14 protein-coding genes are annotated in these 22,408 nt (G+C 44.9%); 5 read left to right on the top strand and 9 right to left on the bottom strand.

What is annotated here, in order from left to right:
* Positions 1-2: 2 nt before the first annotated feature.
* The 6 genes from hflC to FNC98_RS04065 form a co-directional block, all read right to left on the bottom strand.
* On the bottom strand, positions 3-1,022 hold the full coding sequence (hflC, locus tag FNC98_RS04095) for a protease modulator HflC (RefSeq protein WP_143580066.1): 1,020 nt from the start codon (positions 1,020-1,022) through the stop codon (positions 3-5).
* A complete protein-coding gene (gene hflK / locus FNC98_RS04090) occupies positions 1,019-2,074 on the bottom strand; it encodes an FtsH protease activity modulator HflK (RefSeq protein ID WP_143580065.1) in 1,056 nt (351 codons plus the stop codon). The genes hflC and hflK overlap by 4 nt, the downstream gene beginning before the upstream one ends.
* Positions 2,075-2,615: 541 nt before the next feature.
* Positions 2,616-3,371 (bottom strand): HesA/MoeB/ThiF family protein, encoded by a 756-nt coding sequence (locus FNC98_RS04080; protein WP_143580064.1) that lies wholly within the window; start codon positions 3,369-3,371, stop codon positions 2,616-2,618.
* A 90-nt stretch (positions 3,372-3,461) separates the two neighbouring features.
* Positions 3,462-4,040 (bottom strand): hypothetical protein, encoded by a 579-nt coding sequence (locus tag FNC98_RS04075; protein ID WP_143580063.1) that lies wholly within the window; start codon positions 4,038-4,040, stop codon positions 3,462-3,464.
* Positions 4,041-4,069: 29 nt separating this feature from the next.
* Positions 4,070-4,420, bottom strand: coding sequence for a glycosyltransferase family protein (locus FNC98_RS04070; protein ID WP_143580062.1), 351 nt, complete (start codon positions 4,418-4,420; stop codon positions 4,070-4,072).
* A gap of 276 nt (positions 4,421-4,696) precedes the next feature.
* Positions 4,697-5,482: a DUF3313 domain-containing protein gene (locus FNC98_RS04065; protein WP_260680460.1), complete on the bottom strand. Its 786-nt coding sequence runs from the start codon at positions 5,480-5,482 to the stop codon at positions 4,697-4,699.
* A 171-nt stretch (positions 5,483-5,653) separates the two neighbouring features.
* Between FNC98_RS04065 and FNC98_RS04060 the strand changes: the two genes are divergently transcribed.
* The 4 genes from FNC98_RS04060 (at position 5,654) to FNC98_RS04045 (ending at position 11,972) form a co-directional block, all read left to right on the top strand.
* Positions 5,654-5,893, top strand: a complete 240-nt coding sequence (locus tag FNC98_RS04060; RefSeq protein WP_143580061.1) for a YdcH family protein — start codon at positions 5,654-5,656, stop codon at positions 5,891-5,893.
* Positions 5,894-6,272: 379 nt separating this feature from the next.
* Positions 6,273-6,956 (top strand): hypothetical protein, encoded by a 684-nt coding sequence (locus tag FNC98_RS04055; protein ID WP_143580060.1) that lies wholly within the window; start codon positions 6,273-6,275, stop codon positions 6,954-6,956.
* On the top strand, positions 6,953-8,434 hold the full coding sequence (locus FNC98_RS04050; protein ID WP_143580059.1) for a hypothetical protein: 1,482 nt from the start codon (positions 6,953-6,955) through the stop codon (positions 8,432-8,434). The genes FNC98_RS04055 and FNC98_RS04050 overlap by 4 nt, the downstream gene beginning before the upstream one ends.
* Before the next feature lie 73 nt (positions 8,435-8,507).
* On the top strand, positions 8,508-11,972 hold the full coding sequence (locus tag FNC98_RS04045) for a PAS domain-containing hybrid sensor histidine kinase/response regulator (protein WP_143580058.1): 3,465 nt from the start codon (positions 8,508-8,510) through the stop codon (positions 11,970-11,972).
* Between the two features lie 319 nt (positions 11,973-12,291).
* Here FNC98_RS04045 and FNC98_RS04040 read toward each other — a convergent pair whose 3' ends face one another.
* Positions 12,292-14,940, bottom strand: coding sequence for a TonB-dependent receptor plug domain-containing protein (locus FNC98_RS04040; protein ID WP_143580057.1), 2,649 nt, complete (start codon positions 14,938-14,940; stop codon positions 12,292-12,294).
* Positions 14,941-15,384: 444 nt separating this feature from the next.
* Between FNC98_RS04040 and FNC98_RS04035 the strand changes: the two genes are divergently transcribed.
* Complete coding sequence (locus FNC98_RS04035; protein WP_143580056.1) at positions 15,385-16,887, top strand: CoA-acylating methylmalonate-semialdehyde dehydrogenase; 1,503 nt, start codon at positions 15,385-15,387, stop codon at positions 16,885-16,887.
* Between the two features lie 66 nt (positions 16,888-16,953).
* Here the strand turns inward: FNC98_RS04035 and FNC98_RS04030 are convergent, their stop codons facing one another.
* On the bottom strand, positions 16,954-19,824 hold the full coding sequence (locus FNC98_RS04030; RefSeq protein ID WP_143580055.1) for a M14 family metallopeptidase: 2,871 nt from the start codon (positions 19,822-19,824) through the stop codon (positions 16,954-16,956).
* Positions 19,825-19,927: 103 nt separating this feature from the next.
* Positions 19,928-22,180, bottom strand: a complete 2,253-nt coding sequence (locus tag FNC98_RS04025; protein WP_143580054.1) for a diguanylate cyclase — start codon at positions 22,178-22,180, stop codon at positions 19,928-19,930.
* Between the last annotated feature and the right edge of the window lie 228 nt (positions 22,181-22,408).

Here is a 22,408-nt window from a genome sequence, read left to right as displayed (position 1 = left end):
CGTTACTGCTTCCGCTTAGATCCATTCTGACTTTGCATAGTGTTTTGCTGTTTAAGATTTTTGGCTTGAATCCCATTTAGAAATTTAAATAAGTCACTGTTTGTCGATAAAACCAATGTTGTGTTTTCTGAGATAACCGTAGAATAAGATTGCATGGTTCTAGTGAACTCATAGAGATTCGCAGCCTCAGGACTTCGACTGTAAGCGAGCGCATAAATCTCTGTTGCCTTCGCATCTGCCAAGCCACGAATCTCTTCTACTTGTTGATAAGCTTCTGATTGAATTTTGTCGAGTTCTCTGACTCGGTCACCTCTAATCCTCGCCGCCTCGCCATTGCCTTCTGATAAGAAACGTTCAGCAATCTGCCGGCGTTCGCTAATCATTCGTTCGTAAATTTTTGGCCTGACACTCGCGTTGTAATTGATGCGCTTGAACCGAATATCAAGCAGCTCTATACCAAATACCTTGACCTTTTCTGAGGCTGCTGAAAATATCTCTTGTTCAACAAGCTTTCGCCCTTTATGAATTGGCACCAACAGCCCGACATTCAAGTCAGCATCGGCACTATCCAAAATCCCAGCCAGCAATGGTTCTCGATCTTTGGTTGTTCGAATAATTTCTATCAACTCATGTTTTGCTACTGCATTGCGCGTTTCACTGCCTAGAATATCATCGAGCCGAGACTGTGCACTTCGCTCATCTCTCAACCTTAGGAAGTACTGCAATGGGTCAACAATTCTCCAACGAGCAAACAAATCAACGGAAATATAGAGCTTATCTTTGGTTGGCATATCGGACGGATCGCCATCCCATTCCAACACCCGTTTATCGATCGCATTCACCGCTTGTATAAAAGGCATTTTTATATTGAGACCGGCATCGACAACGGGATCTCCTACGGGTTTACCAAACTGGGTAATAATGACTTGTTCAACCTCACTTACAGTATAAAGAGCACTTTTCAAACTCCCCCCAACAAGCACAGTGAGTCCGATTAATAAAGATATATTTAACGTTTTCATTGTTTTCCTCCTGTCTTGCCATCCAGATTAAGCAGAGGTAAAACATTGCTGGTTTGCTCATCAATAATAATTTTGGAACGAACCTTCGGTAACACTTCCTGCATGGTTTCGATGTAAATACGACGCTTGGTCACTTCAGGGGCCTTTATATATTCCGCATAGAGCGCATTGAATCTAGCCGCATCGCCTTCGGCTTCGTTTATCCGCTTTAATCGATAACCATCGGCTTCACGGATCCGCTGATCTTTTTCACCGAGTGCCAGTGGGATAACCTTGTTGTAGTCTCGGCGAGCCTCATTAATCAGTTTTTCTTTTTCCTGTTGCGCCTGGTTAACTTCATTAAACGACTCTTGAACCGGCTTTGGTGGATTAATATTTTTCAACTGAACCTGATCAATACTGAGACGCATCGCATACTTAGTCGACAATTCCTGCATCTTGGTTAACGCTTCAGATTCTATGTCTTGGCGACCAACGGTGATCACCTCATCAACAGTGCGATCACCCACGACTTCACGCATAACCGACTCTGAAACATATCGTAGTGTTTCACTCGGTTCCCTCACCTCGAACAAGAACTTTATTGGATTTGATATTCGGTATTGCACGACCCACTCAACAAGCGCCGCGTTTAGATCGCCAGTCACCATTTGCGTTTCCCGGCTGTGATCATAGGTTCGAGAGGTTTGATAAGGGTCTGTCGCACCGGGCGTGGAAAATCCAAACTCTTGCTTGAGCTGGCGTTTAACGGGAACAATGGTTGCGGCATCAATGCCTAAGGGAAATTTAAGATGTAGACCAGGTGGCACATCGTGCACATACTTACCAAAACGCTGCACGACCGCCACGGAATCACTTGGCACGGTATAAATTGCAGTCCAGACTGAAAAGCCTGACAAAATTAGCACAATGATTATGAAGAAACTGGCGGGGCTTCCACCGGGAAGAAGCTTTTTAAAATGATCGAATGTTTGGATTAAGAGCCGATTTAGGTCTGGAGGAGGTTTATTACCTCCCCAAGGGTCTCCTGGAGGGTCATTATTCTGGGACATGGTATATGCCTCCTTAAGCCGGATGAAAAAGTTTTCACCCGATTATATGAGTATTGGGGCATAAGTAATATTTACAAGGGGAAATCGTTTATTCTAAACAAATATTTTTACCAACCTAAATAGTGATTATTTCTATAGAATCCAATCCAATAGAAGAATTCTAGACATATTTGAACCGCCACCGAGAGTTTCAGGGGAAAGGTCATCATTATCTACGATTATGTCGATTGCTCGCTCCCTATGTTGCAACGAATACTCAACAAACGGAAAAAAGCTATACGGCAATGGGATATCAAATTCCATTCAATAGCGAAGCTCCAGAGCACAGCCAATTTGTCAACCGAGTTTTTGCTAGCTTCTGACAAACGGGGCTCCGAAGCTCCTGCGTAAGCATAAACCCGCATTAGCTTACTAAAGTAATTGAGAGACCAATTCAGTTTCTATAGTGGGAACCAAACCGGCGTCCCACAGCACCACCAATTCATCATAAAAAAAGACGCTCAATTGAGCGTCTTTTTTCGTTTTAGTTTCACTAAAACGGTTACTTTGAACAGCGGGGACAGTCGCTTGCCTTATTCAACTGAAACGCATTAAAGCTCATCTGCCAGGCATCGAACATGGTTAGTTTGCCAAGATGCTCGGTTTTACCGAGCAGCAGGCGTATTGCTTCGGTCGCCTGCAAACTTCCCATAACTCCCAATAATGGCCCTAAAACCCCGGCCGTAGAGCAGTTTTGCGGTAAATTGACCGGCTCAGGATAAAGGCAAGCGTAACATGGGGATTGTTCATTGCTTAAGTCGAAACTCAGTAAATGTCCCTGGCCGTTTATCGCCGCCGCAGACACCAGTTTCAATCCATGTTTTACGCAAAGCTGGTTAATAAAATATCTGGAATCACTGTTATCCGTGCAATCGAGGATCATCGGTTTTGACGCCAAGAGCGGCGAAAGATCTACCTTTAGTACCGACTTATCAATCGCTTCTATGGCAATATCGGGATTGGCAGCGAGTAATTGGTTGGCGGCTACCTGGGCTTTGCTTTTACCAAGATGATTAACTTTGAATAAAATTTGTCGGTGTAAATTGCTACGCTCAACCCTGTCGTGGTCGATTAAGGTAAGGCGCCCTACTCCAGCCGCTGCTAAATACTGAGCTGCCGCACAACCTAAACCGCCAACCCCTACAATAATAATGTGGCTTTGCTTTAACGTCAGTTGTCCGGTTTCGCCTACCTGATCGAGCATGATATGGCGCGAATAGCGTAATTGCTCTTTGTCTGATAATTTCCCGCCATTCATTCAAAAACGTCCTTATTTCATTTCGTTAAGTGGCAAAGATTATATCGTTTACAACCGTTTGCCAACGCCAGTTTGGTCGTTATCACCCGTTTAAGTCTTCGACTTTATATCCCCTTGGTCAGTCGATTTGACCCCTTTCGCCATAATGGCGCCGCCAATTAAGATGGCGCTAAATTCATAAAAAGCAGTCCATAAAGTCCAGCCTTTCGGAATTCCCCACCAAATCAATTCACTACCATGGCTAAAAATTACCATCACGGTTGCTGCGAAGACCGTAAGCGCAAATTTTGAGGAAAAACTATCAAGCTGATTAGGTAGAAGTTTAAACATGGCTAAACCCAGAATCATGGCGATAGCAAAATAATGGAGTAGACCGTTAACAAATATCATCGGATCGAATGCAGGCCTTCCAGGGCTGACCTGAGCGATAACAATAGGGCCTTGCTCATACATGGCCATCACCGCATCCATATCCGCATCGGGAACCATGACCGACGGTAAAACATAGGTACCTGAATTCGGCAAGGTTTGTTCGAGCTGCTGCAATACCTGGCGCTGGTCACTAACCATTTCTGTAGCAGAGTATGGCAATGGACTTTGCCAGAATAGAGCGCCCCAGATGAACATCACAACCGAAGCGATCAAACTTGAGATCAATAATCTTTTCATCGTGTTACCTTATGGTTTTTTACACTATTTTAGATTACGACCTTTGTGCTCTTGTGTACAGTCAGGGCATTATTATTGCGACAGTTCGACTTCCACAAAGATTGTGACAGGGCCTTAATTGACTGCCTGTCGACACCTAAGATCCACTCTACTACTGCAAGCGCAACATCGGGCAATGGTTGAGCTTCAAGTTCCTCGGAGGCAAACACATTTAAAAGCCAGTCGCCGATCATTTGCTTGTCCAGGTGATTCATAACCGTGGCTTTGCCTAATTGTCGCAGCGCTAAAGCATTTGAGACCTGTTCCATTTGCCCCAAAGTCGGCTTAGTCAATATCGGCAGCCCTAAATGTAAACACTCACTAACAAGCTCAAAATACAAATAACACCACTAGATTTTGATAAAGGCTGCATAAATCGATGGTAGCAAGCCTTGCTTAAAAGCCTTTAAATTCTCACTGAGTGAGTAATAATTTAATGTGATTGGTATTATCCAATAATTGCGGCGAATACTGGACGAACTTGTATTGTCTAAATTGATATAAATATGCCCCCAAGAATAAGGGGGCATTATGACAATGACGTGACAGGCTGTTTGCGATTTGATGAAACTTTAATCGCCAGAAAATTCCGCAATCAGCAAACGATTAACCGCGTTTTATTGCTGTTGATGATCCGCTGAAGCGCGAATCAATCCATTTTTAAAGGTGGTAAGCCAGTTACGATAAATGGTTCGCATATCCCCCCAGTTGAAGACTTTGGTGTTTTGCTTCCATTGGTTGATTGCGGCGCCGCGATCCAGTGCCTGAGCCAGGATTTCACCGGTTCCACCGTCTTTAACGCCAGCAGCAATAACCAGGCTACCGGAAGATTCTGTATAGGTGGTACCACCAATGGAATTGTAGCTGCGCCGTGAAGATTCCACCGGAGCGGCCAGACGAATATCAGTAATTTCGACCGCCACAACTAAGGTATTAGCATCTGCCTGTTTGACGATTTGAAAAGGCTGTTCTTCATCGAACACAGTGTGAGCAACCTTTAAGAATTCTTCACCCATTTTCCTTAGCGCGTCGTCATCCAACTCATACGTAGCGTTGGGTCCGTCAGTTCTTGGATCAATGCTTGGCGGGCGGTAATCTTCGGGATGGTTATTATTGACGTTAACCTCCGAAAACATGATTTTGTGATACTTACTCCAATCGACGTTTTCACGGGCATAGGACAAGTCCATAGATGAATTATCAATTCGAGTCAGGCCCGCTTCATTCACTTCTTTATCCGGGCCGGTTTGGAATGATGGTGGTTCAGACGAACATGCCAACAGCATCAATGACAGGCTCATTACAACGGTACTTCGCACCATTCTTGATGTCGAAATTAACGACCGACGAGTAGTGGTTAGTAAGTGCTGGCTGGCAGCAGTTAGTAATTGATTTATAGCCATTAATTTACTCCCAAACAAAAGTTAAGCATATACCAAAAAAGGAAAATGCAAGGATGAAAGCCATACAAATTCGACCGAGAAAATAACAACATGCTTTCGTGCTATGAAAAATCTTGCCTATACTTTCTTTCAGCTATGACTTTTATCCGTACGAATTGACGAAGGTTGCCTATGCCCATTGAAAATCACGCCCTCGATTTAGACTTTCCTGAATACGCAGAAAAAATTCAAACCCTGAAGACTAGCGATGACGCTTTTAAAACTCAAAGTGACGAATATCATCAACTCGACAAACAAATTCGGACGCTGGAACAAAACAATGTGCCCACCGATGACGAGCATTTCAACGAAATGAAAAAACACCGGGCAGCTTTGAAAGACGTGCTCTATGCACGCTTAAAAGCAGAATAAGCAAACCTAATTGATGCCTCACCGGCAGCAAACGTAAACGTGCTGTCGGTTTTGTAATCCTCAGATAATTCTCGTAAGGCAATATTATTAATTGCTAGCGATCACTTTCCTGCCTTTGAGCTAAACTAATACCAATCAAGTTAAATTAATAACAAATCGGAAATCACCGCGGGCTTGACTGCGGCAACTCTACCGATTTGTCCATAACAGGAATAACCCTGGCAAGCATTGCCGACGGGTCTTTTGATATCAACGGAAGATAAACATTTCAGTAATCTTTCTTTGTCCTGACAGGCAAGTTCTGCCAAATGCATTCTGACAAAGCGTTTTAAAGTGCAGCTACTGAGTAATTTTTTGTTCGATAACGAGATTTGACTCTATGATGCATCGCCGACTTATTTCTCTGTTTATTGTTTTTATCACCAGCATCCTGGCCTGCAATCATGTTCAGGCAACAGCGGTGAAATATCGCTCATTCAGCGACCTCATGCACAACGCCGATGCGATTTTAAAGGGACAGGTTTCAGAAATTAGCAGTCGTAGAATGGAAAACGGCACTATTGTCAGCTTTGTCACCTTGAGCGATTTAGAACTGCTGAAAGGTGAGTATGCTGGCGCTGAGTTTACCCTTGCTTTCCATGGCGGTGAAGTAAACGGACTGGTACAGAAAATTCAGGGTTCTCCTGAATTTCATCTCTCGCAACAACTGATTCTGTTTTTGCAGGGCAATGGCAAACGCATGGTGCCATTGAGCGGGTGGGGCCAGGGAATGTTTATTATTAAAGAAAACCGGATCCTCGATTACCAGACAAACCCCGTTGTCGATATCGTTAACGACCAGATTGTAGTCAATCGATTGGTTACGCCAAATATGATAGTTGTTGGTGCCCCACAACCCGAGACCTTTGATGCAAATTCACCGCCTTTGCTGGCATCTTCATTTATCGAACAAATTAAAGCCTTTCCGACGGCAAAATCACAACAACCGCTGGAAAGTGTCGAGCCTCGCAGCTTTTCTCTCCCTAATCGTCAGACAAGTGAAGCAATAATGAGAGGGCAATGAAGTACAATATCTTAACAATCGTTTGTTTTATCCTATTACCACTGACCTCCGTACAGGCCAGCCAGTATTATACCTGCAACAATGGTCAAGGTGCTTTACATTGGCCAAATGGAACAACCACCATCAGCCTATCGGATATCTCCTTTCCCGCAGACTCCGCCTTCAGACAAACGGCGATTGACTCGATCCAAGCCTGGAACCGGATCATTGGCAGTAATCTTGAATATGCCATAACCAGCGATAGCTTCACCTCTTCGTCTTTGGGCGACGGTATAAATAAAATCTATTTCAGCGATGATTTAGACTCAGATACCTTAGGGATAACTCAATTCGAATATTTCCAGAGCCGTTGTGAATTTTCCGAGGCCGATATCAGCCTGAACAGCAGCTATGGATGGTTGACGGAAGATAAAAACCCGGCTTTAACTCAGCAGGATCTGAACGCCAGACGCCATAATCTGCAATCCGTACTTATCCATGAGCTTGGCCACATGTCAGGCCTGGATCACGAAACCGGTAATTTGCCTGCCCCTTCAAATCTGAGACCTAGCTCACCAGGACCAAGCGTAGGTTATTTATATGAGCGCATTCCCGTTGCCGATGAAGTTGCCGGCATCCGCGATTTATACACCTCATCAGAGCAAGCTCTGGATTTAGCCATTTCGTTATATCAAAGCAGCAGTAACGGTCGTTTCAATACGCCTCTTCCCCGACCGCCATCGACTCGAATCCGACAAGGGAAAAGTATAGAAATCAGCTTTGTATATCTGGATTTGGGTTCAATCAAAACTAATGCGACAGCATCTTTTTACTTAGTTAATGCCGATGAATATGACTTACAAGGCTTTAATGCCGACCTACAACTTCCCATAGGCGAACATTTTATCAGCCCTACGGTTAACCATTCTGAAAGCCAGTTATTAAGTAAACGCTTAGTGATGCCTTTTAGTGACGAGTATCCGCCGGGCGAAGAATATCGGATCATTATCGATATTCAGGCCAACTCCAATGATATTGACGTTAATCCTCAGAATAACTTCACCCCCTTCCACTACAGTATCGGTTTACTCGAAGGCGATCCCAATGATATCGATCCACCGGATGAACAGGTTCCGCCAGCCACATCGGATGATTTTGATAACGACGGTCTGGAAAATACCATTGATGATGACGACGACAACGACTCCTACCCGGATAACGAAGATGCGTTTCCGTTAAACCCGTTAGAATGGTTTGATAGTGACAACGATGGTGTGGGCGATAACAGCGATGCGTTTCCGCTGGATAGTTCTGAATCGAAAGACTCTGACAACGACGGTATCGGTGATAATCAGGATGCGTTTCCATTTGATGCCAGCAAGAGCACGACCAGTGATGATGGCGGGGCGAGTATTACGTTTAACCTACTTAGTTTTCTCATACTTATATTGATGTATCGACAAGCCTCGTATCGCAGTAGCCGGGGCGGACATTGTTAATTGAGAGTAATAGATGACATCTTAAAATATTTCGCTAGTATGGGTATAAAAATAAAACCAAGAAGTCGTAGTGATGTTGCCCATTTCCCTGCTGATCACGGTGACAGTTTGTTATCTGTCGCTGTTATTCTTTATCGCATTTATTGGCGATAAGTACCAATTACCCAAGCGTTTTAAGCCTGTCGTATACAGTCTCGGGCTCGGCGTTTATTGTACGTCCTGGGCATTTTTCGGGGTTACCGGACAAGCAGCCACTACCGGATGGTGGTTAACACCGACTTACGCAGGCGCTATTATCGCCTTTATCTTTGCCTGGCCTCTGGTATTAAAAGTCGCAAAAATTTGCCGCCAGCAATCGCTAACATCACTCGCCGATTTCATCTCCTCCCGATACGGAAAATCCACCCGCCTGGCGGGCTTAATCACCCTGGTTTCGGTATGCGCTATCATCCCCTACATCGCTCTGCAATTACGGGCGATGACAGATAGTTTTACCGCGGTAACCCAATATCAATCGATATCCGGGTGGGTTGATATTTCACTAGTGTTCACCGTCATGCTGGCAATATTTGCCATTCTCTTCGGTACTCGTCGTATTCGACCATCGGAGCAAAACCCTGGTCTGTTGCTAGCCATTGGTTTTGAATCCATCGTCAAACTATTTACCTTTTTATTGGTTGGCATATTTGTCTGTTTCTGGATATTTTCTTCACCTGCCGAACTCCTTGATGCGGCTTATGAGCACCAGGCTATCAAATCGATTTCACCACCTCCAGGTTACGTGTACCTGACGCAAACCCTGCTGGGGGTATTAATGATGTTCTGTCTGCCAAGGCAGTTCCATATGGCGTTTATCGAACAAAAAAGTGAGTCAGAGCTAAACAGTGCCCGCTGGTTGTTTCCGGTATTTTTAATTGCCTTAAATATATTTGCGTTGCCAATTGCTTTTGCCGGCCTTATCACCTTTGCCGATCAAAGTGTCGGTAGTGATTCATTCATGCTGCAACTCCCCATCTATGCCAACAATGATTTTATGATTTTGGTGTCTTACCTTGGCGGTTTTTCGGCGGCTACATCCATGGTGATCGTTGCCACTATCGTATTAAGTATCATGGTTTCTAATGACCTGATCACTCCTAAGCTTCTCGCCCGAGAACAAGGAAGCCGGCGCACCTTGCTCGGTAGTCAGCAATTAAGTCCTGACAGACTGCTGATCATCAGGCGTATTACCATCGCCATCATTCTTATTGCCGCCTGGGCCTACTATCAATCGATATCCAATTCCGAATTATTGGCAGTAACGGGATTAATGGCGATGACCTTAGTCGCTCAGTTTGCACCGGCCATGATCCTTGGCCTGGTTTGGTCAAAGGCAAATCATAAGGCGGCTTATCGCAGTATCGTTGTCGGCACCTTGATTTGGGCCTACACCTTGCTATTGCCATCAATGTTTCAGGATACACAATTCTATCAATATTATTTTGCCCACGGTTTATTTGCTCAGGAGTGGTTAACACCGACAGCATTATTTGGGATACAAATCGATTTTATCTCTCACGGCGTATTGATGAGTCTTGGTCTGAATATTCTGGTGTTCATCTATTTCAGCCTGACATCGTCTCCTTCGATGAGTGAGCAGGTTCAGGCTCGAAATTACATCAGCACTAAGCTGGACGCAGACAACTTATCCTACGGCGGCGTTACCCCGCTTACCCTTGGTGATGTGCGTGCCGTTCTCGGACGGTTCTTTGGTAAAGCCTATGCCAATCGCTTGCTTAATAAACATTACCCGCATAAACAGCTACACGACGAATACACCATAACCGGTGAATTAGAGGCTATTGTCGAGCAGGAACTTGCAGGGGTAATCGGTGGTCCATCGGCGAGATTGCTGCTCAATTCCGCCAAAAGTCAGCGTCAGGCCTTGGTTAATGATGTGGTTGATATCGTTGATGAAGCCAGTGAATTATTGCGTTTCAATCGTTCCTTGTTGCAGGCCACCATTCAAAATGTCAATCAGGGTATCTCCGTGGTCGATAAAGAGCTGCGGCTTGTTGCCTGGAATCGACGCTATATCGAAATGTTCAATTACCCGGAGCAGGAGATCTATGTCGGCCGCCCGGTGGAGGAAATTATCCGCTTTAATGCTAACCGTGGTTTCTTTGGCGATAGCCCTAAACAGCAGGAAGTGGAAAAACGTATTACCTTTTTGCGCCAGGGCATTCACTATAAATTCCAGCGGATACAAAAGTCTGGCAAGGTATATGAGATGAACGGTAATCCGTTACCTGGTGGCGGCTTCGTTACTACCTACGCCGACATTACCGAGTTTGTTAATACCCAAAAAGCCCTGGAAGAAATCAATGCGCATCTGGAAAGCCGCGTAGAACAACGCACCGAAGATTTGCAACGACTCAACAAAGCCTTAGGGGAAGCCAAGCAGGATGCCGAGCAGGCAAATATTAATAAATCCCGCTACTTTGCTGCGTTGAGCCATGACTTGTTGCAGCCCTTTAATGCCGCCAATCTATTTTCGTCAATATTGCAGGAAAAGAGTGATAATGAAGAAACCCGGGAACTGAGCAAGAATATCAGCCACTCTCTGGAAAATGCCGAACAATTATTATCCTCAATTCTAGAATTGACCAAACTCGATGCCGGCACCATAAGCCCGCACATCGATGATTTTTATCTGGGCACATTCTTATCCCCTATTTGTGAAGAATTTAACGTACTGGCCGAGGAAAAAGGCCTGCAGTTCAAGGCTGATTTTGATAATGTCGGGACACGTAGCGATAAAAACTTATTACGACGGGTCATTCAAAACCTATTGACCAATGCCATTCGTTACACAGAAAAAGGTAAAGTCGAACTAACACTAAAACGTCAGGATGCCAGTATATTTTTGAGTATCAAAGACAGTGGTATTGGTATCCGGGAAGAAGACCAGCAACGTATTTTTAATGACTTTGAACAAATCAATCAAAATAAAGAACAAGGGTTGGGACTGGGTCTGGCGATCACCTCAAGGATCTGTAAAATTCTTGGTATCGAACTGACCTTAAACTCCACCTATGGCATCGGCAGTGAATTTACCATTCAGCTTCCGATTATTACTCTTACCGAACAGCCAAGCGCCAGTGAATCGATAACCCCGGTTAACCGTCAGGACCTACAATCGCTGAAGGTATTAGTTATCGATAATGATGATGCGGTGTTAGGCGCCATGGATAAGCGTTTGAGTGAATGGGGCTGTCAGGCATGGCAGGCGAAAGATCAGCAAACGGCGTTGCAGGTGACCGAGCAACAACAACCCAACCTGATTATCGCCGACTACCACCTCGACGATGGTGTTACCGGGCTTGACGTGGTGAAATTTATCCACCAAGAATTGGATACCGATATCCCAATCATCATGAATAGTGCCGATCACAGTGAAGAAATTCGTGAAGAAATTCGCTCCCAGGGATTCCAGTTTTTAAATAAACCGGTAAAACCCGCGGCATTGAAGCGTACGATTAAGCAGTTGGTGAAGTAGAAAACTAGAAGAGGTAAGCTGCGCTGGTGGAAGAGGAAGGTGGAAAGAAGAAGTCATTTCCAACCATCGGTTGTTTCAAGTATCCAGCGCAACGCGCCATTCCTCGAGATTGTTATCTCGAATCCACCATTGACGTCTTACGTCAACTCCACCATCGAAGCGCTTTTTGCTTCGACTCCACCCTCAAGACGTTTACTGTCTTGACTCCACCTTCAAGACGTTTACTGTCTTGACTCTACCTTCAAGACGTTTACTGTCTTGACTCCACCTTCTTAAAGCAAAAAAGGACCCGAAGGTCCTTTTTTAAACACCAGCTTGCTTAGAAGCTGTAAGTGACTTTACCGTAGTAGAAACCGCCGTTGTAATCGAACGGACCACTTTCGTAGTACTTACCACCAACACCGTTGAACTCGTCAGGAATACGCTCTGCTTCCTGATCAAATAGGTTATTTGCACCAATAGTAAAGGTGAAGTGCTCAGTCATGAAGTAGCTAACTTCAGCATCGAAAGTGATAGCTGCGTCAGCATCCTGGTTCCAACCACCCGGGCCAGCGTCATCGGCGTGAACCGCCCAGTACTCGCCAAAGTAGTTAGCACGTACGAACATGCCGAACGAATCCCAGCTTTGGCTAACCGTAAAGGTCGCACGATGCTCTGGCATACCTTCTTCAAGGCGACGGACTTTATCTGCGCCAGTGCGCACTGAACCATCTTCCTGAACATCTACGCGATCGACTTCGGTTTTGTTGTAGTTGTATGCAAGACTAAAGCCTGTATCACCACCAAACATTTCCATGTTGTAGTTAGCAACGATATCTAAACCAGTGGTTGTAGTATCAAAGTCATTCGCAAAGTAAGTAACCGCTGAAATAAGCTCTGGATTCGTTACACCTGCTGCACGAAGAGCGTCATAATCTTCGGCCAATACGTCAATTTGACTGGTTTGTGCTAAACGATCTTCAACTTCAATGCTGTAGATATCGGCAGTGATGAATAACTCACCAAACTGCAATACGGTACCAAAGGTATAACTGGTAGATTCTTCAGGCGTTAGCACTTCTGCTCCATAGTAAGCAGAAAGAGGATCGGTTGCTGGTGCCAGGAAGGTCTGAATCAACTCACCATTAATAAGCGAGGTTTGGGTATTAACTACGTTAGCCTGACCAACCGTAGGTGCACGGAAACCGGTACTGTGAGAAGCTCGGATTGACCAGTCATCGGTAATTGAGAACTGACCGCTTAGTTTATAATCAAAGGTGCTACCAAATGAGTCATAATCTTCCCAACGTAGTGCGGCTCCAACCATAAAGGCTTCGCTGAAGTAGAATTCAGTATCAAGGTAAGCAGCTACGTTACGACGAACATTTACGCCTTGCGATTCAGGACCGAAACCTTTAAAACCGTGCGAACCAATGTTGAAACCCTGATCTGCGTAAGGACCTGCTTTCCAGGATGCTTCTTCACCAGATACGATTTCAAAGCTCTCTTCACGCCATTCCAGACCACCGGCAATGTTTACTGGCTCATATAAGCCCCAGTCAAAGCCTTTACTTAAATCAAAGTTAATGGTTTTCTCTAACTGGATGTATTTACCAGTATCAAACTCTGTTGGAGTCGACAGACCTAGTGAAGGGTTAAGGGTATTTTTCAGGTTGAAGTCTGATTCGTTACGACCAACGGACGCGCTTAAATCAAAGTAGAAACCATCCATAAAACCAGACTTAAAATCACCGCGTACACCACCTGTTAGTGAGGTATCTGTGATATTACCACCAAATGCCGGTGTGTAACCGCCAGGGAAGATTTGGTTCATTGAGAAACAGTTTGGATCGGCAACCATGTCTTGGTAAGCCTGCGTATTCAGAACATTTGGAACATTTGACTGAACAAGAGAAGATGAACCATCTCCGCCTAACATTGCTTCAACATAGGCATTGGAAACCGAACAGGTCGGAATTCCATTCGTTGCAAAACCCACATCACCGACAAGAAGTGAGTCGTAATCTTCATTATCGTCGCCACTATCAATAGAGTAGACGTTACCGCGGTTATGTGGGTTACGATAGTAGAAACCACCGGTTACATCGCGCTCAGAGTAGTTACCAAATAAGTACACTTCTTTGTCATCGCCGATATCTAAACCTACATTACCGAATAAGGTAATGTCATCTTCGATTTCTGGCAGACCCCAGATTTGCGCAGGATCGCCAACATCGGTATTACCAGCTTCGATTAGACCGGCTGCATCTGGACGTTGAACACTGCGAGACGTCGGATCGGCATTTTTCAACTGGAAGCTAAAGTTAGCAAAGCCATCATCGCCTAAAGGAAGACCGATGTTACCATCAACGGTTGTTGTGCCGCCGTCGCCTTCATAGTACTCGCCATATTTTGCAGAGATTGAACCACCGTCGGCATCATCTTTAAGAACAAAGTTCATAACACCTGCGATGGCATCAGAACCGTATTGTGCAGAGGCACCGTCACGAAGCACTTCTACTTGCTTTAACGCCACAGAAGGAATTACTGAGATATCCGGACCTTGTGCACCATCGTTCACACCACCACCCTGGAAGGCGATTACCGAAGCACGATGACGGCGCTTGCCGTTTAATAGGATCAAGGTTGAATCGGATGACAAACCACGAAGGTTGACCGGACGGATTAGTGTTGCCGCGTCACTGATAGGCTGTGCACGAGCGGCAAATGAAGGTACCGATGCAACAAGCAAATCAAGCATATCTGAAGAACCAGACTTTCTTAACTCATCGCCATCAACCACATCAACAGGTACCGGTGAATCGGCTACTGAACGAGGTGCTGCACGGCTACCTACAACAACGATTTGCTCGATATCTTCCTCGGCAACCGCTTCTTGTGCAGCTTCTTCTGCTGCCAGTGTTGACTGGCTTGCTAACGCCACCGACACTGCCAACGCTAAACTGCGCTTGCTAAATTTTACTGACATATTAACTCCCTGAATTTTTTATTATTATCACCCGTAACACTGTGACTTGTATGTTGTTGTTTACAACCAGGTGACATCGACGTTTATATAATACTAACAGCCTATTTACAACAGCTTTACCATATGTTCTAGGAAGTTTTTAGTAGAAAAGCGCTAAACGCCTGTTGGTCTCGGGGATGAATTATTTTAATCCTAGGGAAGATTGAAATTGCTTTGTTCAGCAAAATTTACATATTGGTCGCTATTTTATTTCGCGCCTGCGCCATATCCTTGAATCACAGCCCCCTTCTCCCTAATCTAGGTCTCAAACAACAAAGAACAGATACCGACTATTCTTTAGATATCGACGCTAAGATCGATAAAACATCAGTCGGTGTAACAACAACAAAATTACTGGTACGTGCTTAAACGCATATCATGAGGCCAGAAAACAAAGGTTAAATTATGACAATTCGCGAAATTGAATTGCTGATAGATGGTAAAAAAGTCCCTTCAAAATCTCAGCAATATTTAGATGTTCTTAACCCGGCAACCCAGGAAGTTGTGGCCAAGGTGCCAATGGCGACCCTTGATGAAGTAGACGCTGCCGTTGAAAGCGCTCATCGTGCGTTTAAAACCTGGAGCAAGACGTCTTTGACCAAGCGCATGCGCATTATGCTGAAGTTCCAGCAATTGCTTGAAGAGCACACCGAACAGATTGCAGCGCTAATTACCGAAGAGCACGGTAAAACCCTGCCAGATGCAGAGGGTGAAGTAGGTCGCGCATTAGAAGCGGTAGAAAATGCCTGTTCAATTACCCGTTTGCAACTTGGCGAAATGGCCAACAATGCAGCATCAAATGTCGATGTTTATACGTTAAACCAACCGCTTGGTGTTGGCGCCGGTATTACGGCCTTTAACTTCCCGGTAATGCTACCAGCATTTATGTTTCCAGCGGCTATCGCCTGCGGTAACACTTTCGTTTTAAAACCTTCGGAACAAGACCCTTCTGCCTCTATGTTAATGGTAGAGTTGGCGCTTCAGGCTGGTGTTCCGGCAGGCGTTATCAATGTTGTTCATGGTGGTCCGGATGTGGTTAATCGCATCTGTGAGCACCCATTAGTAAAAGCGGTTTCCTTTATCGGTTCCACACCGGTTGGTACCCACATATACAATCACGCCAGCCAACATGGCAAGCGTGCTCAATGTATGATGGGCGCGAAAAACCACATGGTAGTCATGCCAGATGCCAACAAAGAGCGTGCGATTAATGATGTAATCGGTTCAGCATTTGGTGCAGCGGGTCAGCGTTGTATGGCCAATCCGGTGACCATTTTGGTAGGTAAGAGCCAGGAGTGGTTAGATGAGATCGTTGAGAAAACTAAAACCTTAATCATCGATGCCGGTACTAACCGTCGAGCTGATTTAGGCCCTGTCGTATCGCCACAAGCGAAACAACGCATCATCAACATCCTTAATACTGGCGAAGAGCAAGGTGCTAAATTACTGGTTGATGGTCGTGATATTACCGTTCCGGGTTATCCAAACGGCAACTTTGTTGGTCCAACGCTGTTTACTGATGTAACCCCGGACATGGATATTTACCAACAGGAAATTTTCGGACCGGCTCTATGTATCCTGCAGGTAGAAACCCTGGATGAAGCGATTGAGATTATCAATAACAATCCAAACGGTAATGGTACCTCTATCTTTACCTCCTCTGGTTACGTGGCCCGCAAATTCGAAAACGATATCGATGTAGGCCAGGTTGGTATCAATGTGCCAATTCCAGTACCGGTTGCTTATTTCTCGTTTACCGGTTCACGAGGTTCGAAACTGGGCGATCTGGGGCCAAACGGTAAGCAGGTAACGCAATTCTGGACACAGACTAAAACCGTTACTGCCCGTTGGTTTGAGCCAGACCATCAGGAAGGTGATGAGATCCACACGACGATTAGCCTTAAATAATCGAAACGAATAATAACCAAAGGGGAGCTGAAGCTCCCCTTTTCATTGTCTGCAATAAGATTCAGCTTAAAGTTGAATTGGTGCCCGGCTACCTAAGCCCGGTCCGTACACCATAGCGTTAAGCAACAATCTGGCTGTGCCTTTGGTAGCGCCACGGAAGTTTGGTGAGTTGGCGAATAAAATCACCTGGCCATTACCTTTACGCTCTTGGGTCAGGTAAGCAGCATTGGCTATGCGCTGCGCCGCTTCTGGCCATAACAGACCACTCATGCGCAATGATACATCTTTACCTTCAGGGATTGTCGACCATCCAATCATTCGCTCCTTAGCCTCTTTGTTATCGGTATAAACGCCATAACGAGCTACCGCAGAAGTCACTGATTTGGTCATCAACAACGGCGCATCATCCGTTAATACCGGTAACACTCTATCAACACCATAGGTCAACCAATGCTTTTGATCGGTTCGTGTTGCCAGCAAAGCGCCAGACGGCATAAATGCCTGAGTCCATTTATCCCATTGGCTTAACTGTTTCTTATCCATGGGTTTTAAATCTTTAGTATTTTGCCACGGATACCAGACGCTATCGCTTACCTTATGCTGACCAAGCTGTTTAGCGTTATTGATGTTCGCTTGCTCCGATAACCATTGCCGAGTCAAAGCCAGATTGTATTCCTGGATATCTTCAAAGCTGTCACTCAGCAGTTTGGTCTGAATAAAGTCTTCGGCTTTGGCGAATTGACCGACCGAATTCCCGGACACAATCAAGGTGCCGCCAGCACTAACCCAGGTATTAATATTGGCTAAGGTTGCCTTCGACAATTGTCCATACCAACGTCCTGGGATCACGAGCACGTTGTATGCGCGTAGATCTGATCTGGCGATTAGCTCTTGCGCCAAATGCGAGTGACGTACCCCTAATTGCGTGTCAATTAAGTGCCAGATATGACCGTAGTCATAAGGACTAATACCATTTTGAGTGAGCAGCGCAATTTGAGGTTTTCTTAGTAACTGAAAGTGCTCGGAACCAATATCCGGAAGATCTTCATCGCCAAGCCCCTGGCTAATTGCCTGGACATTTACCTGAGTCTCATTAGCAATACGCTTGAGAGTTTCTAACCAGCCCGATTTATGCTGATTATCGGCAACGCTTATCGCCACCGTACCGCGGGCAAATTTTATGTCGTTATATAAGCCCGGTTTATCTAAAACCCGAACATTTAAATTCTGCTCTAATAATCTCGCCGCTGCGGAAACTGACGCATCGTCGTCTCCATCAATCAAATAAGCAATGGCATTATCACGATCGCTAAACTGACCTGATTTTATCTGGTGCTCACCAAGACCACCAGATAAATGCTGGCCCACCTGCCAGGCTTCTAGGCCATACATCATGGTCAGATTCCAGGCGGTAGCGTCATACATCACTGAACTACCATCCCGTAAAGTTTTCTGGCGCTCTTCTAATAACACCGAATCTTTGATGTTGGCATCGAATTCGAGAATGGCTGCAATTAGCGGGGCATTATATTGACGGTTAGGAATGATAATACTGTTTTTCGGAATGGTTTTACGCTTACTGACTTCTCCAAGCTGGTTGGTCACATCACGAACATTCAGCGTTTGCTCATTGCGATAATATTTAATTCCCTGCAGATCCATCAGGTCTAGAAATTCTTGGGTTCGGCTGTGGTTATTATTGGCTAAAACTACAAATGACTGGTCGGCATATTTACCATCTTTGGCAATGTGACTTTTACGATTCTCAACATAGTCGGCAAAAATTGCTTCACGGTTATCCTGTAAGGTTTTTAGATTAGCCAATGCCGAATAGTACTGATGGTGTACCGATTGCTTATAGCTGCGGATAGTACCATTGCGAAGTTTGACACCGTCTTCGGCGGTACGAGCCTGCTCATAAAGAATATGAATGGCGCCTCGATATTCCGCATAATTCGAATACCCTGGGTATAGGTTTTCAAACCATTCCCCGGTGTAATACGGCCAGTTCTGTTTATCAAACGCCGCGGCCTGATCTTCCGAGAACACTTTGCTCCAACGATTGATACTGTCGGCGATATGCTCATTGATGGGCTCGCGAGGTGGACCAAACAGGAAGTTATCCAGTGCCCCCATTTCATGACCATCGATCATTAATAGTGGGTTCCACTGGTTAATGGCCTTGATGCGGCCACGAGATTCCGGGTTCACCGCATAGTAAAAATCACGATTTAGATCGAAATGATAATGGTTGGTGCGACCAAATGGCCAGACTCCGGAATGCAGTAAAGACTGAACATCAAAATTCGGAGCCGTACTGCGGTTCTGCTCAAGCTGCTTGGTAAAGCGAGCGCGACCATCGGGGTTCATCATTGGATCAACAATAACCAGAAGCTGGCCAAGCATTGCCTGAGTTTCGTCATCTTTACTGGCAATCAGATGATAAATCAGTGCCAGCGCCGAATCGGCACCAGAAGATTCATTACCATGGATGCTATAAGCCATCCAGGCGGTTGCCGGTGTATCTTTAAGCAACTGCTTTTGCTGATTGGCCGTTAAAGAATCTGGGGCACTTAAAGCCTGAATGTTTTCTTTGATGCTATCGAGGTTGTTAATATTCTCTTTGCTGGAAATCACCAGATAATGTAAAGACCGTCCCTCATAACTTTTGGCATACTCAACCAGTTTTACCTTATCGCTTTCGCTAGCCCACAGCCTCACTAGTTGATTAATTTGTTCTGGAGTCGCGGTTTTCTGACCGACATCAAACCCCAAAAACGATTCTGGTGTAGTGATATCGGAAACATAATTTCCTTGCAACAAGGCTGGATATTCAGCGCCTGGAACCGGATTTGGCTTCATCAGCACGCTGGCACTGGCGAGTGGTGACAAGCTTGCCAGGCTTAACACTAAAAGCCCTTTTAAAAACAATTTCATAGCTACCCTTTTTGTTGTTTTTTTCCACTATAAGATTGCTTGGAGCAAAGATAAAGAACAAACCCGAATTTAGACCAATCACATTAAGTTTGTGTAATTGAAATTACTCACTCACTTCCGTTGCAAGCGCCTCTGCGTCAGTTTCTGCCTGCTTTTCATCAAGGATTTCGATAATTACCTGATTTCGTCCTTCGCGTTTGGCCTGGTAAAGCTTGTGATCCGCAAGCTTTATCCAGTCCTGAGCATCGTCACTGAACGTCGCCGGCGCCAATAATGCGCCAATACTGGCAGTCACATGGAAAGGCTGATTACTTTCGTTGTATATCACCGTGGCGGCAATTGTGCGCCGTAAGCGCTCAAGTTTATAGGACAGATTCTGTTCGGTTATCTGGGTAACCATCAACACGAACTCTTCACCACCAAAACGGGCGATAAGATCCGTTTCCCGACTAAACTCCTCGCACATGATTTCCGAGACCACTCGTAAGCACTCATCACCAGATAAATGTCCATGTTTATCATTAACCTGTTTAAAGTGATCTAAATCGATTATCACCACGGCCATATTGCCCTGATTACGATAGGAAAGCTTACGGTGCAAGCCAAAATGCTCGTCAAAATAGCGACGATTAAAGACACCTGTCAGGCCATCTTTCTGGGCTAATTGAGTAAGCTTTTCATTGGCTTTTTCCAATTCATCCGTGCGCTCTGCAACTTTATTTTCCAGCTCGGTCTGGTACTCAAAAATCTCGGTCTTATTTCGCTGTAGCTCATCATAAAGCAAGATAACTTCCTGCGGTGCACCTTTAAACAATGGCGCAAATTCGAGCTTATTACTGCGGTCGAATTTCTTCAGCTGTTTGAGAATAAATACCATAGGCTGGGTTAATTCGGTGCCAATCCTTTGAGCCAGGGAAACGGCAATTAAAAATGCCAGGATCAATAACGCAAAAACCAGAATATATTCCCGTTCAACCTGCTTAACGACAGAGCTGGAATCGACTAACACGTATGCTTGCCAACCGTTCTTGAGATGTCCCTGGGAGAGAAAATACTCTGCGGAGTCGCCCTGTTCGGTTCTAAAGCGCACCAACTTAGTCTGAGCAAAGGCATAATCACGTTCGGCAGCAAACTGAAACGGTTTAAGCGGTTCGATGTCAAGCTCTTGCGATGCAAAGACAACATTACCGACGCGATCGGTGATGATATAAGACATCTTATTCATCAAATTGGCGCTCACCAATTTGGAAAATTTATTGCTATCCAAAGCTCCTGCTAACACCGGCTGATAACCTGTTTGTGTCACTTCAGCCGTTGGCAACTCGAGCCTTTGGCTAATCGCAATTATCGGCTTGGCTCCCAGGTATTTGGAATTAAAAACCTTGGAAATATAGCTACTGGAAGTTACCTGCGCACCGATAAAGAATTCATCACCATTAACTTCAACACTGCCCTGTTCATTTTCTAATTTCGTCAACAAACTGCCAGGGCTACTATAAATGAACTTCTTGCTATCAGACACTACGGCGATGCCAAGAAAATCGGGATACTTGCTATGAAATCTTTCGATGATTTTAAGTGGCTCCCTCTCCCCTGCGTCGTTATGTAACAGCGCTGAATGACTATTAAGCATCATCGCCAGATTTTCGATTGCCGAGCGATAGGTGTGCAGATAATTATTGGTGGTATGCACAAAGTAATGTTTTCGCTCAATAATGTTTTGTTGAATGATATCGTGTTGCGATTTTATAACTTTGTGGCTGACAAAAATCGAGATAGTAATAATGGAGAAACTGATAACCAGGGATGATGCATATACCAGTTGATTCTGCAGGGTACGCACCGTCCTTGGCTGCTGCTGATAAGTAATATCGAAAAGCGCTGGAAAAAAATAAACAATTAGGCCAGCCAGACACGCATATACCAATCCATTAAATGCCTGCTTGATCGTCGTTAAAAACCAGAGCTGTTGTGGCATATCGATTTGGTAGAACAGCAAGAATGCGGTAATTGGCATTCCCAGAACAAACCAGAACAGTAGGTCTGCATATAAAATATACCAGCCGCGACGCCGCAACCAGGCGATGAATACCGCTTCTAAACCAAACAGGAAAAAGCCGAAAGGGTGTCCGGTGGATTCAGTCAGAGAGATACAGACGATCAATGCACACAGTAGCGAATAAAGCATACCAAAGCGCATGGCAACAATAACGAAGGCGACATTCCCCAGTACCAGCTCGATATTATTAAACAAAGGGATCGGGTAAAAGTTCAGAGCGTAGCCGAATAACGAAATCAGGGCTACGAACAGAATTGGCTTATACTGCTCTTTAATTTTAACACTAAGCTTTTTCATTTTTTATTTTTAGCTACAACCACTTAAGCCTGGAGCCTGGGGGAAGCTCAGCAATGAACATTTATTGCAATGATAAATCTGTCATAACAATGCAATTGTCAGTCAGTTATCTATAATTTTTTAATCTTGTTTACTTTATTTTAATCATAATCAGATTGCTAGTCGTCGATGATAATTGCGCAGGTAAATGCCCAAAAATCCGACATATATGCACAATAGCAGCAAACT

Source organism: Thalassotalea sp. PS06 (assembly GCF_007197775.1).
Classification (GTDB): Bacteria; Pseudomonadota; Gammaproteobacteria; order Enterobacterales; family Alteromonadaceae; genus Thalassotalea_A.
Note: the sequence above shows the minus strand (reverse complement) of the source record. Positions and strands in the feature narration are given on the sequence as shown.